The organism is Mesorhizobium sp. M3A.F.Ca.ET.175.01.1.1 (assembly GCF_004791945.1).
Lineage (GTDB): Bacteria > Pseudomonadota > Alphaproteobacteria > Rhizobiales > Rhizobiaceae > Mesorhizobium.
In genome coordinates, this window is sequence record NZ_SRTP01000004.1 from 43,437 (window position 1) to 57,516 (window position 14,080).

Consider the following 14,080-nt stretch of genomic DNA (forward strand, 5'->3'; position numbering starts at 1 on the left):
CGGAGGGCTTGCGGCGGATTGGAGGAGGTTTTCCGCAAGGATTTGCAGATTTCGTGCAGAGGGGAGGGCGCCGGCGTCCTCTCCCCCCTCGAGGGGGAGATGTCGCCAAAGGCGACAGAGGGGGTCGCTGCGCGTGAAGCGCCGGCGCTACCCCGCGACGAGAAACAGCGTTGGCGCTTTGTGCGAGACGACCCCCTCTGACCGCTTCGCGGCCATCTCCCCCTCAAGGGGGGAGACTCCTCCGCGACTTGCCTCACTCGTCCCCAACCGCCATAGATCGGTCATGGAAACCTACCGTTCGCGCCGCTTGGTGCTCTACATGCCCGCCTTCAACGAGCGGGCGCTCGCCAAGATCGCATCGCTTGCCTGCGACGCGGTCGTCATCGCATGATGACCGTCCAACGCCGGCTGGCTGCAACTCACCACAGGGTCGAAAAATGAAACTTTACCGCTTTCTGTCCGGTCCGGACGACTCCACCTTCTGCCACAAGGTGACGGCGGCCCTAAACAAGGGCTGGCACCTGTTCGGCTCGCCGACCTATGCCTATGACAAGACGACCAAGTCGATGCGCTGCGGCCAGGCCGTGGTGAAGGATATCGAAGGCCAGGACTACGCCCCGGACACCAAGCTCAGCGATTGGTAGATGCTGCCGATCTCCCCCCAAGTTGGGGAGATGCCCGGCAGGGCAGAGGGGGGCGCGAAGGAACGAGGCGTCAGCGGAATGGCGCGTGAGCACTCACCCTGCCGCCGCCTGCTCGGCCGCTTCCTCGATCCGCTCCATGTCGTCGTCCGGCAGGCCGAAATGGTGGCCGATCTCGTGGATCAGCACATGGGTGACGATGTCGCCCAGCGTCTCCTCGTTCTCGGACCAGTAGTCGAGGATGGCGCGGCGGTAGAGGGTGATGCGGTTCGGCCCCTCGCCGGTCTGCGGGTTCCAGCGCTCGGCGATGCCGCGCCCCTCGAACAGGCCGAGCAGGTCGAAGGGCGTCTCCAGCGACAGGTCGTCCATGATCTCGTCGGTCGGGAAGTCGGCGATCTGGATGACGATCTCGCCGGTCAGCGTGCGGAATTCGTCCGGCAGATGGGCGTAAGCCTCCAGCGCCAGGAATTCCATCTCCTCCATCGATGGCGAGAGTTGATCGTGCCAGGTGCGGGTCTTGTAGATGCGGGCCATGAAGTGTCCTTTGATCCCGGCATATAGGCTTTTGCGCCGGTCGAGGCAATTGAGCCGCAATTCCGCGCTCAAATCCTTTGCCGTTGAGGTTGAATCGGCTATGGCTCGGTTCCGGCCATGACTCAGGAGCTTCTCATGCCGGACCTTTCCACCCTTGGACTTTTCGCCATTGCCTGTCTCGCGCTGACCGCCACGCCGGGGCCGGACATGCTGTTGATCGCCTCCCGCAGCGCCAGCCAGGGGCGCGCCTCGGGCCTGGCGACCTATGCCGGCATCGCCGCCGGCACCTATTGCCACGCGCTCGCTGCCGCCTTCGGGCTGTCGCAACTTTTCGTGGCAGCGCCGATCGCCTACGACGTCGTGCGCTATGCCGGCGCGGCCTACCTCGCCTACCTCGCCTGGAAAGCTTTCCGTTCCGAAGGGACGGCATTCGCGCCGGTCGCCGGCCTGCCGCGCTATTCGCGGGCTCGCATCTCCGGCAAGGCCTGCTTACCAATCTGCTCAACCCGAAGATGGCGCTGTTCGTGCTGGCGCTGTTCCCGCAGTTCGTGCATCCCGAGGCCGGGTCCGTCGCGGGCCAGATCCTGATGCTGGCGACCGTGCTCAACCTCATCGGGCTGGTGGTCAATGGCCTGGTTATCCTGACCGCGAGCCGGATCGGTGTCGCCTTGTCGAGGCGCACGCGCTTCCAACGGGCGCCGCAGATCCTGCTGGGAACCGTCTTTGCTGGGCTTGCCGCGCGACTGGCTTTCGGCGGCCAGCGCTGAACCAAAGGCAATTTTCTTAAGGAATAAATTCCTTGTGAGTCTGCTTGACTCTTCCAAGGCGCTCTGGAATCTATAGGAACATAACAGGAACAATTGCTGCCGGAAGTGAACGTCATGGCGATGAGCGCCGTGGCGCGGGACACTGTTTTTGCCCTGCGCCGCCAGATCGCGAAGATAGAGGGAACGCTGCCCGAGCGCCTGGAAACGCCGGCGGTCGGCGCGCTTAAAGCAATTCCAGGCAAAGTGCGAAGCGGTTTTCCGTCCGCAATTGCGGAAAAACAAATTTCCAACGATGCCGCCGGCTCCGACCTCACAATCGTCCGGCGCGGCCTTGCCGTGGCCCTGCCGGACGCTTTCCTGCATACCGGCATCGAACGCTTCGACACAACGCTGGGCGGCGGTCTGCCCAAGGCGGCGCTCAGCGAGATCCATGGCCTGGAGACCCGCGATGGCGGGGCCGTTGCCGGCTTTGCGCTGTCGATCGTCAGCCTGATCCTGAAGGAGAGGCAGGGCCTGCCGGTCCTGTGGATCGGCACCGCTGAAATCTTCCGCGAGGCCGGTTTTCTCTACGCCAGCGGGCTCCACGCTCTCTTCGGCATCGAGCCCGCGCAATTGCTGTTTTCCGAGGCGCCGAAACTGCGTGATGCGCTGTGGATCGCCGAGGAGGCCGCGCGCATGGCGGCCTTTGGCGCCGTCATCCTCGAGATCCGCGGCAGCCCGCGGCTTCTCGACCTCACCGCCACGCGCCGCCTCCATGCCCGCGCCCAGAACGCCGGCCGGCCGGTGCTGCTCCTGCGCCAGGCGGGCGAGGCCGCGCCGACCGCCGCGCCCGTGCGCCTCATTGTTTCGGCGGCACTCTCGGCCAGCCGCGAGACGCTCGCCGGCCCGCTCGCCGGCTCGATCGGCCGCCCCGCTTTCACCGTCGATATCGGCAAGAGCCGCACGGCCCTGCCCGGACAATTCACACTGGAGTGGAACCCCGATGAGCACGCATTCGAAGAAAGAAGGGGCGAAGAAAGAAGAGACGAGGAAAGAAAGTTCCAGGAAGAGTGGGCAACGAATCCTGTCGCTGTGGTTTCCGCATCTGCCGGCGGAGCGGATCCTGCGTCAGCGTCTGGGGCGGTCCTGGCGTTCCCGGCCCTCGGATCACCTGGCCCCACCTCACCCACCACTTGTGATCAGCCATCGCGACAGCAACGCCCAGCGCATCGCAGCCCTCGACGAACGGGCTGAGGCGCTCAATTTGAAGCGCGGCATGGGCATTGCCGACGCCCGCGCCATGCATCCCTCGATCGATGTGGTGGAGGCCGATACGGAAGCCGACCGCCGCCTGCTCGAGGGCCTTGCCGACTGGTGCGACCGCTACACGCCGCTGGTGGCGATCGACGGCGAGGATGGGCTCTTCCTCGACGTCACCGGCTGCACGCATCTGTTCGGCGGCGAGCGCGCCATGCAGGACGAGATCCGCACCCGCTTCTTCCAGCAGGGTTTCGATGTCCGTGCCGGCCTCGCCTCGACGCCGGGAGCAGCCTGGGCGGCGGCACGCTACCACGGCGACCGCATCATCGCCGGCGGCGAGGAGGAGGCGCTTCTGGCGCCGCTCCCATTGTCTGCGCTGCGCATTGCCCCGGAGATACGCGCCAGCCTGGAAAGCGTCGGCCTGCGCACGGCGGGCGCCGTGATGGCGGCACCGCGGGCGCCGCTCGCCCGCCGCTTCGGCGCCACCTTGCTGTTGCGTCTCGACCAGGCGCTCGGCCGCCTCGACGAGGCGGTGTCGCCACGCCTGCCGGTGGCGCCGCTCTCGGTGGAGCGCCATCTTGCCGAGCCGGTCGTGCTGACCGACGACATCGAGCGCCTGGTGAGCCGGCTTGCCACGGCCCTGAAGAGCGATCTCGAACGCCGCGGCGAGGGCGCCAGGGCGCTCGCCCTTCTGCTTTTCCGCGTCGACGGCGCCGTCAGCCGCATCGCCGTCGGCACCTCGCGTCCGCTGCGCGAGCCGCAGCTGATCAGGCGGCTGTTCCACGAGAGGCTTGCAGCGCTGGAGCAGGACATCGACGCCGGCTTCGGCTTCGACCTCGTGCGGCTCTGCGTGCTCTCGGTTGCCGCCTTCGACATGCTGCAGGGCGACCTTGCCGGCGAGACAACCGACGACGAAGCCGACATCGCCTTGTTCGCCGACCGCATCCGCGCCCGCCTCGGCGAGGCCGCGGTGCTGAAGCCGGTCGTCGTCGAAAGCCATCTGCCGGAGCGCGCCGTCGCGATGGTCCCTTTCGCGGCAGCGCCGCAAAAGCGCATGCCGCCGAAACAGTCCGGCCGCTCGGCACCGCCGATGCGCATCTACCCGCCGGAGCGGCCGGTGCGGCTGTTCCGCTCGCCCGAGCCGATCGAGGTGCCGGCGACCGAAATCCCCGAGGGCCCGCCGATGAATTTCCGCTGGCGCCGCGCGCTCTACCGCGTCGCCCGGGCTGAGGGACCGGAACGCATCGCGGCGGAATGGTGGCGCAGGCTGCCCGGCGAGGAAGAGGCGCCGACCCGCGACTATTATCGCATCGAGGACAGCGAGGGGCGCCGCTACTGGCTCTATCGCCAAGGCCTCTACGACGCTTCTCACGTCCCGCCGCGCTGGTTCATGCACGGTGTCTTCGCATGAACGCGCTGACCGCCATCCCCTATGCCGAGTTCGGCATCCAGTCGAACTTCTCCTTCCTGCGCGGCGCCTCCAAGCCGGAGGAGCTGGTGGTCACGGCGAAATTCTACGGCTTTGCCTCGATCGGACTTGCCGACAGGAACACAGTGGCCGGCGTCGTGCGCGCCTGGCAGCAGGCCAAGGTCGAGACGCTGGCCTATCATCCCGGCTGCCGCCTGGTCTTTCGCGACGGCACGCCGGACATCCTCGCCTATCCCCGCGACCGCAAAGGCTGGGGGCATCTCTGCCGCATGCTGACCCAGGCCAATCTGCGCGAGGAGAACGAGAAGGGCGCGACCCTGCTCGAGCTGGATGACCTTCTCGAATGGGGCGATCGGATGGCGCTTGCAATGCTGCCTCATCTGTCGGCCCGGACGGAAGACAGCCTGCCACTTATTAGCCGGCTCAAGGATCGCTTCGGCGCGGCGCTCAGGCTGGCCGTGGCCCCGGACTATGGCGGCAATGACCGCTTCCGCATCGAGCAGGCGGCGGCGATGGCCGAGCAGGCCCGCCTCCCGCTGATGGCGACCAACGACGTGCTCTACCATGCCGCCGACCGCCGGCCGCTGCAGGACGTGCTCACCGCCATTCGCCTCAACACGCCCGTTTCCGAAGTCGGGCTGGAGCTGACGGCCAATGCCGAGCGTCATCTGAAGCCGCCGCTGGAGATGGCGCGTCTTTTCCGCCGGCACCCGCAGGCGCTGGCGGAGACGCTGCGCTTTGCCGAGGAGCTGAGCTTCTCGCTCAGCGATCTCGAATACAATTATCCGGACGAGCCGACCGAGTCCGGGCTGGGACCCCAGGCCGAGCTCGAGCGCCTGGCGCGGGAAGGGGCATGCGTGCGCTATCCGGCCGGTGTTCCCGCCCATGTCACGCAGCGCATCGAGGAAGAGCTCGCCCTCATCGAGCGCCTCAACTATGCGCGTTATTTCCTGACCGTCCACGACATCGTCAAATTCGCCCGCAGCAAGAACATCCTCTGCCAGGGGCGCGGCTCGGCCGCCAATTCGGTCATCTGCTTCTGCATCGGCATCACCGAGGTCGGGCCCGACCGGATCGATGCGCTGTTCGAGCGCTTCATCTCCGAGGAGCGCAACGAGCCGCCCGACATCGATGTCGACTTCGAGCATGAACGGCGCGACGAGGTCATCGCCTATATCTACGAGAAATACAGCGCCAAGCGGACAGCCCTTGCCGCCGCCGTCATCAGCTATCGCGGCCGCTCGGCCCTGCGCGAGGTGGCGAAAGCCATGGGCCTGTCGGAGGATGTCCGCAGCGCCTTGTCGAGCACCATCTGGGGCTGGTCGACCTCCGAGCTCGGCGACAGGGAGGCCAATGCCGGCGGCCTCGACCGCAGCGATCCGCTGGCGCGGCAGGTGCTGGAACGCGCCAACGAGATCATGGGCTTTCCCCGCCATCTCTCCCAGCATGTCGGCGGCTTCGTCATCACCAGGGACCGGCTGGACGAAGTCGTGCCCATCGTCAAGACGGCGATGGAGGAGCGCAAGATGGTCGAGTGGGACAAGGACGATCTCGACGCGGTGAAGATCCTCAAGGTGGACGTGCTTGCGCTCGGCATGCTGACCTGCCTGAAGCGCGCCCTCACCCTGCTCCAGGACCATTACCAGGACGCGCGCGACGAATACGGCCGCTCCTACGGGCTGAACTCTCTGCCGGCGGAAGACTCCCGCGTCTACGACATGATCTGCCGGGCCGACACGCTCGGCGTCTTCCAGATCGAATCACGCGCCCAGATGTCGATGCTGCCGCGCTTGAAGCCGCGCGAATTCTACGACCTCGTCATCGAGGTGGCGATCGTGCGCCCCGGCCCGATCCAGGGCGACATGGTGCATCCCTATCTGCGCCGGCGGCAGGGCAAGGAGGAGGCCGACTACCAGAAACCGGAACTGGAGGCGATCCTCGGCAAGACGCTCGGCGTGCCGCTGTTCCAGGAACAGGCGATGAAGATCGCCATCGTCGCCGGCGGCTTCAGGCCGGGCGAGGCCGACGAGCTGCGCCGCGCCATGGCCACCTTCAAGCGCACCGGCACGATCGGCAACTACCGCCAGCGCATGATCGACGGCATGGTCTCCAGGGGCTACGAAAAGGACTTCGCCGAGCGCTGCTTCAAGCAGATCGAGGGCTTTGGCGAATACGGCTTTCCCGAAAGCCATGCCGCGTCCTTCGCTCTGCTGGTCTATGCCTCCTGCTGGTTCAAGGCCTTCTACCCGGACGTCTTCTGCGCCGCGATTCTGAATTCTCAGCCGATGGGTTTCTACCAACCGGCCCAGCTCGTGCGCGATGCCCGCGACCATGGCGTGGACGTGCGCGAGGTCGACATCAACCATTCCCTCTGGGACTGCACATTGGAGGAGGCGGTCTTCGATCCCTCGCGCATCCTCGAGCGCCACGCCTCGATGCGCAGCGTCATCGAAACGGCGCATGCGGTTCGGCTCGGCTTCCGCCAGATCAAGGGCCTGTCCGAGGAGCGCATGAAGATCTTTCTCGCCCAGCGTGGGCGCGGCTACATCTCGGTCAGGGACGTCTGGCTGCGCTCAGGCCTCGATGTCGGCGAGATCGAAAGGCTGGCACAGGCCGATGCCTTCCGCTCGCTCGGCCTCGACCGCCGATCAGCACTCTGGGAGGTGCGCGCGCTCGACGGCAGGAGCGCCGCCGAGAAACTGCCGCTGTTCGACCAGCCGGGGCTGGGCCTGCGTGAATTGGAGCCGGAGACCAGGCTGCCGAAAATGCCGCTCGGCGAGCATGTCGTCCACGACTACCGCTCGCTCGGCCTGTCGCTGAAGGAGCACCCCGTGGCCTTCCTGCGCGAGCGGCTTGACCGCGCCGGCATCACCCCCAACGCCCGCCTGCCCTCGGTCCGCGACGGCCGGCGCGTCACCGTTGCCGGCCTGGTGCTGGTGCGCCAGCGCCCCGGTAAGGGCAATGCCATCTTCCTCACCCTCGAGGACGAGAAGGCGATCGCCAACGTCATCATCTGGCCGCGCGTCTTCGACCGCTTCCGCCCGGTGGTCATGGGCGCGCGCCTCATCCGCGTCACCGGCAAGCTGCAGCACGAATCCGACGTCATCCATATCGTCGCCGACAGGATCGAGGACCTGACCTCCTGGCTGAGCGTGCTCCTGCACGAGGCTGCAGGGCCGCCAATCATCGCGCATCAGCCCACTGCGCACCGGCCAGCCCCGGCGAACCGCGGCCTGCCGGTCGGCCAGGACATCGAGGCCCTGTCGGGTGCCGCGCAACAGGTCATGCCCAAGGGGCGGAACTTTCAGTAGGGCGACGCGAAGTAGCAGGAGCCTATCGTAGCTGCTGCCACGATGCAGAATGTTGAATTGCCGGCGGGACAGAGGGGGGCGCGAAGGATCGCAACCTTCTACGTCGATACACCTAGAAGACATCGCCATTTAGGAAGGCCCGCTCAACCTCGGCGGCGGCGTCAGCAGATCTTCAGCCGAGATGGTGCGGGCTTCCGAAGGCAGCATGATCGGGATGCCGTCGCGCACCGGATAGGCGAGCTTCGCCACCCGCGAGATCAGCTCGCCGCGCTCGGCGTCCCAGGTCAGCGGCCCCTTGGTCAGCGGGCAGGCGAGCAGCTCCAGCAATCTTGGGTCGACCGTGGCCTTCTGTCCGTCACGTCCATCCGCTGCCATCGCACTTTTCCTACTGCCAGGCCTAAGTGGGTTGAGATTCAGGCCAGGCCGAGTCGAGAATGGTGGCTTTCCGAGAACCGGAGCGGAGCGTACTTGAAGTACGTGAGCACCGGCCTCCGCCGGCCGAAGCCTTGTCTTACTCCCACGTCACTATCATGAATGCTTCGGCCGGCGAAGGCCGGAAGCGCAGGAAGCGCAGGAAGCGCAGGAAGCCGCCGATCGCAGGCCGGCCTCGCCTGAATGTCAATCCACTTTACTGCAGGCTCGAGCCAAAATCCTCATCCTCGCGCGCCAGCGCTATTTCGGTGATGGCGATCAGCGTCTCGGCGCGCGTCTTGAGGTCGGGCGCCTCGAGCAGCGCCTGCTTCTCGGCCGGGCCGTAAGGCGCCATCATCGACAGCGCGTTGACCAGCATGGCGTTCTCGGCGCGGCTGACGCTCTCCCAGTCGGCCTCGAGGTCGTTGGCCTGCAGATAGGCACGGAAAGCCTTGAGCAATGACGGCCGGTCGACCTCCCCGCCGGCCTGGTCCTCCTCGAGGTCGGCCAGAAACGGCGCGATACGGCATTGCCGGAACGGCGTCTTGACCTGCAGCTCATGGGCGACGCGGAAGCGGCACACGCCCTGCAGCGAGATCAGATAGCGGCCGTCGCCGGTCTCGGCCAGCGAGATGATACGCCCGGCGCAGCCGACGCTGCACAGCTGCGGTTCGCCGTCCTCGCGCAGCATGCCGTCGAGGCTGGGCTGGATCATGCCGATCAGCCGCGCCCCGCCAATGGCCTCGTCGATCATCTGCAGATAGCGCGGTTCGAAGATGTTGAGCGGCATGCGCCCGCCGGGCAGCAGCAAGGCCCCTGCGAGCGGAAACACCGGGATCGTCGACGGCAAATCCGTGGCGAGCCGGTAGCGCGCATTTCCGACCTGCACCTCAACCCTCCGAAACCCTCGCCGGCAAGCGGGCTATGCCGCAGCCGGCGCATGCGAAACCTTACCGGCAGTCCAAGGCCGGATTGCGACCCGATGCACCCAGAGCGCGTCGCGGCGGCGACCTGCTGCTCTTAGGCATGTCGTTCTCCCATCACCGCTATGCAGCTTTGGGCGACATGAACTATCTGGCGCATCCGCGCCCTGCCGCAAGCCCATGCGGCAAGACAGCCGGCAAACGCTCTAGGAAAACAGCAGCGACGACAGCTTGCGCCGCGCCGAAAGCGTCGCCTCGTCGGTCATTCCCCAGGCCTCGAAGAACTTCAACAGCTGCGCCCGGGCGCCGTCGTTGTTCCATGTCCGGTCGGCCTTGATGATCGCCAGCAGATTGTCGGCGGCCTGCATCCGCTCGCCGTGCGCATTCTGCACCATCGCCAGATCGAAGCGCGCCTGGTGGTCGGCTGGATCGGCGGCGAGGCGGCGCTCGAACTCGGCCGGATTGCCGAGCGCGGCGGCCTCCGCGGCAAGCGTCATCCTGGCGCGCAGGGCGGCAAGCGCCGGAGTGTCCTTCTTGGCCTCCGGGGCCTGCGCCAGCAGGGCCTCGGCGCCTTGCGTGTCGCCGGCCTCGAACAGGATCTCGCCCAGTCCGGCGATCGCCTCGACCGTGTCCGGCGCCTGCTCCAGGATAGCCTCATAGATGTCTTGCGCGGTCTGAACGTCGCCCGCCTCGCGCGCTTCCGTCGCCGCGGCCAGCGCCTCGGTGATCTGCGGCGCGCCGCCGCCCTTGCCGCCGATCTTCTGAATGAACTGCGTGATCTGGCTTTCGGGAATGGCGCCCATGAAGCCGTCGACCGGCTGGCCGTCCTTGAAGGCGATGACAGCCGGAATCGACTGGATGCCGAGTTGGCCGGCGACCGAGGGATGCTCGTCGATGTTCATCTTGACCAGCTTGACCTTGCCGCCGGCGGCCTGCACCGCCTTCTCCAGCTGCGGCGTCAGCTGCTTGCAAGGGCCGCACCAGGGCGCCCAGAAGTCGACCAGCACCGGTTGCCGGCGCGATTCCTGGATGACGTCGGCGGCGAAGCTGGCGGTCGTGGTGTCCTTGATCAGTTCGGCCGCGGCCGGCGCCTCGCCGAGCGAAGGCTTGGCGCGATCGCGATCGCCGCCGCCATACTGCACGGATTGGGCGTACCCGCCGCCGATGCCGCTGAACGGATTGTTGCCACTCATGTCTTTTGCCCTTTCGGTCGCGCCGGCATCGGAGGGCGCGAAATGTTGCTCGGTTCGTGCCATCCATGTGGCGATCAGGCCGAGACTTTCAAGATAACAGGATCATGACCGGTTGCCTCGACGAATTTGACCAGATCGGCGGCGCTGATCGACGTCGTCGCCTCGTTGGTCAGCGGATGGGCGTTGATCACCGCGTGGCTCATCAACTCCTGGTCGAGCACCAGCTTGACCCGCCCGGCCGTGTCGTTGATCAGGCCGAAGACGCTGACCGCGCCCGGGATGACGCCGAGCAGCTCCATCAGCATGTCCGGCTTGCCGAACGACACGCGGCTGGCGGCGCCGATCATGTGATGAATCTGCTTGAGGTCGACCTCGGCCTCCTCGCCGACGGTGACGAGGAAGAAATTGTCCTTCTTGTCCTTGAGGAACAGGTTCTTGGTGTGCCCGCCATGGATCTCGCCGCGCAGCGCCTGCGAATCGGCGACCGTGAACAGCGGCGGGTGCCGCACGGTCGAAGCGGAAATGCCGAGATCGGCAAGAAAGGCGAAAAGCTCGGCTTCGGTCTTCGGCATCGGTCCTCGCGTCGTCCAGAACGGCTGATGCCTTTACGGCCAATGATGCCCCCGGGGCAAGGCCGGCTTGGCACGAAGCCGGCGAATCCACGGCGCCCGGGCGGGTCCCGGCGCATGGCGAGCTAGCTCGAAAAGAACCGTCATTTCCCTGTTGCAATCGCCGCGCTCTTCGGCCATATAGGCGCGGCTTGCGGCCCAAAGCCGCGCGAGCGGGTGTAGCTCAGGGGTAGAGCACAACCTTGCCAAGGTTGGGGTCGGGCGTTCGAATCGCCTCACCCGCTCCAGTTTCCTTCAGGGATCAAGCAAACGAAAAGCCGCGGTTTTCCGCGGCTTTTTCGCGTTTTGGAGCTGAGCTGCCCCACAGAATCTCTTCGGCAATACCTACGCCAACCTCGCCCGCGTCGTCCGCGGCGTCGCCAGCAGCAGGCTCGTCTCGCTCCCGGTAATGCCGGGGATCAGCCTTATCCGCCGCAGCACGGCGTCGAACTCGGTCAGCGAGGCGGTGCCGAGTTCGACCACCAGGTCCCAGCGGCCGTTGGTGGTGTGGATGGTCGAGACCTCGGGGAAGCCGCCGAGCGCCCTGATCACGCGGTCGGCGGCATGGCCTTCGATCTCGATCATCATCACGCCGCGGATGCGCTGGTCGACCGCGTCGGCGCGCAGCACCACCGTGTAGCCGATGATCTCGCCGGATTTTTCCAGCCGCTCCATGCGCGCCCTGACCGTCGCGCGCGAAACGCCGAGGTCGAGGGCGAGATCGGAGACACTGCGCCGCGCATCGTGCCTCAGAAGCGTTACCAGCCTTTCGTGTAGCGTATCCATTTGGCTTTGCATTTCGGTCAGAACAGCTGATCGAAATGATAGATCATCCTTCCCGAAATGCCAATTTTCCCTGTTCAAACCGCCAGCCCGTGATGATCCAATCCGCGCAATCAAATCGCAGGGGCTAAAAGAATCATGCGTTGCAGGATCGTTGGCGCGCCGGTGCAGGACGGTGCGGGCAGGATGGGATGCGAGATGGGGCCGAGCGCGCTGCGCACTGCAGGCCTGGTCTGGGTGCTGTCGGAACTCGGCCATGAAGTCGAGGACTGGGGCGCGGTTCAGCCGGCTCGGGCGCGCGCCGTCGTCCATGGCAATCTCGCGCTCAAGGCGCTGCCGGAGATTTCAGCCTGGACGGCGGCGATCGCCGAGACGGCCTACACGGCTTCCAGGGATGCCATGCCGATCTTCCTTGGCGGCGACCATTCGATCTCCGCCGGCACGGTCTCGGGCGTCGCCCGCCGCGCCGCCGAACGCGGCCGGCCGCTCTTCGTGCTGTGGCTCGACGCGCATCCGGATTTCCACACGCTCGACACCACCACCAGCGGCAATCTGCACGGCGTGCCGCTCGCCTATGCCAGCGGTCGTCCCGGCTTCACCGGCTATTTCCCGGATCTGCCGGCGGCCGTCGATCCGAGCCGCATCTGCACCATCGGCCTGCGCAGCGTCGATCCGGCCGAGCGCCGGGCGCTCAACGAGGCCGGCGTGACCGTGCACGACATGCGCGCCGTCGACGAACACGGCATCGCGCCGCTGCTGCGCGCTTTCCTGAGCCGCGTCGAGACGGAAAACGGCCTGCTGCATGTCAGCCTCGATGTCGACTTCCTCGACCCCTCGATCGCGCCCGCGGTCGGCACCACGGTGCCCGGCGGCGCTACCTTCCGCGAGGCGCATCTGGTGATGGAGATGCTGTCAGACAGCGGTCTGGTCTCCAGCCTCGACTTGGTCGAACTGAACCCGTTCCTCGACGAGCGCGGCCGCACCGCGACGCTGATGGTCGACCTCACCGCCAGCCTGATGGGCCGCCGCATCATGGACCGCCCGACCCGCAGCCATTCCGGAAGCCTCTGATCATGACCCAGCCGTCGCGCCTTGCCATCGTCCCCTTCGTCAGCGTCGACCGCATGATGAAGCTGGTGCTCGCCATCGGCATCGAGCGCTTCCTCACCGAGCTCGCCGCCTATGTCGAGGAGGATTTCCGCCGCTGGGAGCTGTTCGACAAGACGCCGCGCATCGCCTCGCACAGCCATGACGGCGTCATCGAGCTGATGCCGACCAGCGACGGCAAGATGTATGGCTTCAAATATGTCAACGGCCACCCGAAGAACATGCGCGAGGGCCGCCAGACCGTCACCGCCTTCGGCGTGCTCGCCGATGTCGGCTCCGGCTATCCGATGCTTTTGACCGAGATGACCATCCTGACGGCGCTGCGCACCGCGGCCACATCCGCTGTCGCGGCCAAATACCTGGCGCCTAAGGGCTCGCGCGCCATGGCCATCATCGGCAACGGCGCGCAGTCCGAATTCCAGGCCATCGCCTTCAAGGCGCTGCTCGGCATCGACCGGCTGCGGCTCTACGACATCGACCGCCAGGCCTCGGAAAAATGCGCCCGCAACCTCGCCGGCAAGGGGTTCGACATCACCATCTGCTCGACCGGGCAGGATGCGGTGGAAGGCGTCGACATCATCACCACGGTGACCGCCGACAAGCAGTACGCCACCATCCTCACCGACAACATGGTCGGCTCCGGCGTCCACATCAACGCCGTCGGCGGCGACTGCCCCGGCAAGACGGAACTGCATCGCGATATCCTGCTGCGCTCGGACATCTTCGTCGAGTTCCCGCCGCAGACGCGCATCGAGGGCGAGATCCAGCAGCTCGACGCCGACCATCCGGTGACCGAGCTGTGGCAGGTGATAACCGGCCAGGCAGAAGGGCGCAAGGCGCCGGAACAGATCACCCTGTTCGATTCCGTCGGCTTCGCCACGGAAGATTTTTCGGCACTGCGCTATGTCCGCGATCAGCTCCAGGCCACCGGCCTCTATGAGGAGCTCGACCTGCTCGCCGACCCCGACGAGCCGCGCGACCTGTTCGGCATGCTGCTGAGAGCGGCGATGCAGCCGGCGGCATAAGCCTTTCATCTTCTCCCCGTTTCACGGGGAGAAGATGCCGGCAGGCAGATAAGGGGCAGCGCCGGCGTCAACAATTGCCGCCACCAATGCATGTCGCCATTCGGGACAC

General features: G+C 66.3%; 12 protein-coding genes, 1 tRNA gene and 1 pseudogene. 8 read left to right on the plus strand and 6 right to left on the minus strand.

Going from position 1 to position 14,080, the window contains the following annotated elements:
- Nucleotides 1-437 precede the first annotated feature (437 nt).
- The gene (locus EN818_RS11645; RefSeq protein WP_095805362.1) at nt 438-644 is read left to right on the plus strand and encodes a DUF1737 domain-containing protein; all 207 of its coding nucleotides are present in this window, start codon (nt 438-440) and stop codon (nt 642-644) included.
- Nucleotides 645-737: 93 nt separating this feature from the next.
- On the opposite strand, the gene EN818_RS11650 is transcribed toward EN818_RS11645, so the two are convergent.
- Entirely contained in the window at nt 738-1,175 is a 438-nt protein-coding gene (locus EN818_RS11650; protein WP_135904540.1) for a metallopeptidase family protein, read from the minus strand.
- 135 nt (nt 1,176-1,310) lie between these two features.
- Between EN818_RS11650 and EN818_RS11655 the strand changes: the two are divergent.
- The 4 genes and pseudogenes from EN818_RS11655 to EN818_RS11670 all read left to right on the plus strand — a co-directional run bounded on the left by EN818_RS11655 (nt 1,311) and on the right by EN818_RS11670 (nt 7,921).
- Nucleotides 1,311-1,942 (plus strand): annotated as a pseudogene (locus tag EN818_RS11655) (LysE family translocator).
- Nucleotides 1,943-2,056: 114 nt separating this feature from the next.
- Complete coding sequence (locus tag EN818_RS11660; protein WP_095805361.1) at nt 2,057-3,175, plus strand: hypothetical protein; 1,119 nt, start codon at nt 2,057-2,059, stop codon at nt 3,173-3,175.
- Nucleotides 3,117-4,592 carry a DUF6504 family protein gene (locus tag EN818_RS11665; RefSeq protein ID WP_095805360.1) on the plus strand — a complete coding sequence of 492 codons (1,476 nt, stop codon included), beginning with the start codon at nt 3,117-3,119 and terminating at the stop codon, nt 4,590-4,592. The genes EN818_RS11660 and EN818_RS11665 overlap by 59 nt, the downstream gene beginning before the upstream one ends.
- Nucleotides 4,589-7,921, plus strand: a complete 3,333-nt coding sequence (locus EN818_RS11670; RefSeq protein WP_135904542.1) for an error-prone DNA polymerase — start codon at nt 4,589-4,591, stop codon at nt 7,919-7,921. The genes EN818_RS11665 and EN818_RS11670 overlap by 4 nt, the downstream gene beginning before the upstream one ends.
- A gap of 129 nt (nt 7,922-8,050) precedes the next feature.
- On the opposite strand, the gene EN818_RS11675 is transcribed toward EN818_RS11670, so the two are convergent.
- The 4 genes from EN818_RS11675 to EN818_RS11690 all read right to left on the minus strand — a co-directional run bounded on the left by EN818_RS11675 (nt 8,051) and on the right by EN818_RS11690 (nt 11,020).
- Nucleotides 8,051-8,296 (minus strand): Trm112 family protein, encoded by a 246-nt coding sequence (locus EN818_RS11675; RefSeq protein WP_095805358.1) that lies wholly within the window; start codon nt 8,294-8,296, stop codon nt 8,051-8,053.
- Nucleotides 8,297-8,549: 253 nt separating this feature from the next.
- Nucleotides 8,550-9,221, minus strand: coding sequence for an LON peptidase substrate-binding domain-containing protein (locus EN818_RS11680; RefSeq protein ID WP_095805357.1), 672 nt, complete (start codon nt 9,219-9,221; stop codon nt 8,550-8,552).
- A gap of 240 nt (nt 9,222-9,461) precedes the next feature.
- The gene (gene trxA / locus EN818_RS11685) at nt 9,462-10,448 is read right to left on the minus strand and encodes a thioredoxin (RefSeq protein WP_095805464.1); all 987 of its coding nucleotides are present in this window, start codon (nt 10,446-10,448) and stop codon (nt 9,462-9,464) included.
- A 74-nt stretch (nt 10,449-10,522) separates the two neighbouring features.
- The gene (locus EN818_RS11690; RefSeq protein WP_095805356.1) at nt 10,523-11,020 is read right to left on the minus strand and encodes a prolyl-tRNA synthetase associated domain-containing protein; all 498 of its coding nucleotides are present in this window, start codon (nt 11,018-11,020) and stop codon (nt 10,523-10,525) included.
- Nucleotides 11,021-11,229: 209 nt separating this feature from the next.
- Between EN818_RS11690 and EN818_RS11695 the strand changes: the two genes are divergently transcribed.
- Nucleotides 11,230-11,304, plus strand: a tRNA-Gly gene (locus tag EN818_RS11695).
- A gap of 97 nt (nt 11,305-11,401) precedes the next feature.
- Here EN818_RS11695 and EN818_RS11700 read toward each other — a convergent pair.
- Nucleotides 11,402-11,842 (minus strand): Lrp/AsnC family transcriptional regulator, encoded by a 441-nt coding sequence (locus tag EN818_RS11700; protein WP_095805355.1) that lies wholly within the window; start codon nt 11,840-11,842, stop codon nt 11,402-11,404.
- Between the two features lie 135 nt (nt 11,843-11,977).
- Here EN818_RS11700 and rocF point away from each other — a divergent pair, with 135 nt between their 5' ends.
- Together rocF and EN818_RS11710 are read left to right on the plus strand one after the other, a co-directional pair.
- On the plus strand, nt 11,978-12,910 hold the full coding sequence (gene rocF, locus EN818_RS11705) for an arginase (protein WP_095805354.1): 933 nt from the start codon (nt 11,978-11,980) through the stop codon (nt 12,908-12,910).
- A gap of 2 nt (nt 12,911-12,912) precedes the next feature.
- Nucleotides 12,913-13,971 (plus strand): ornithine cyclodeaminase, encoded by a 1,059-nt coding sequence (locus EN818_RS11710; RefSeq protein WP_095805353.1) that lies wholly within the window; start codon nt 12,913-12,915, stop codon nt 13,969-13,971.
- The last annotated feature ends 109 nt before the right edge of the window (nt 13,972-14,080 follow it).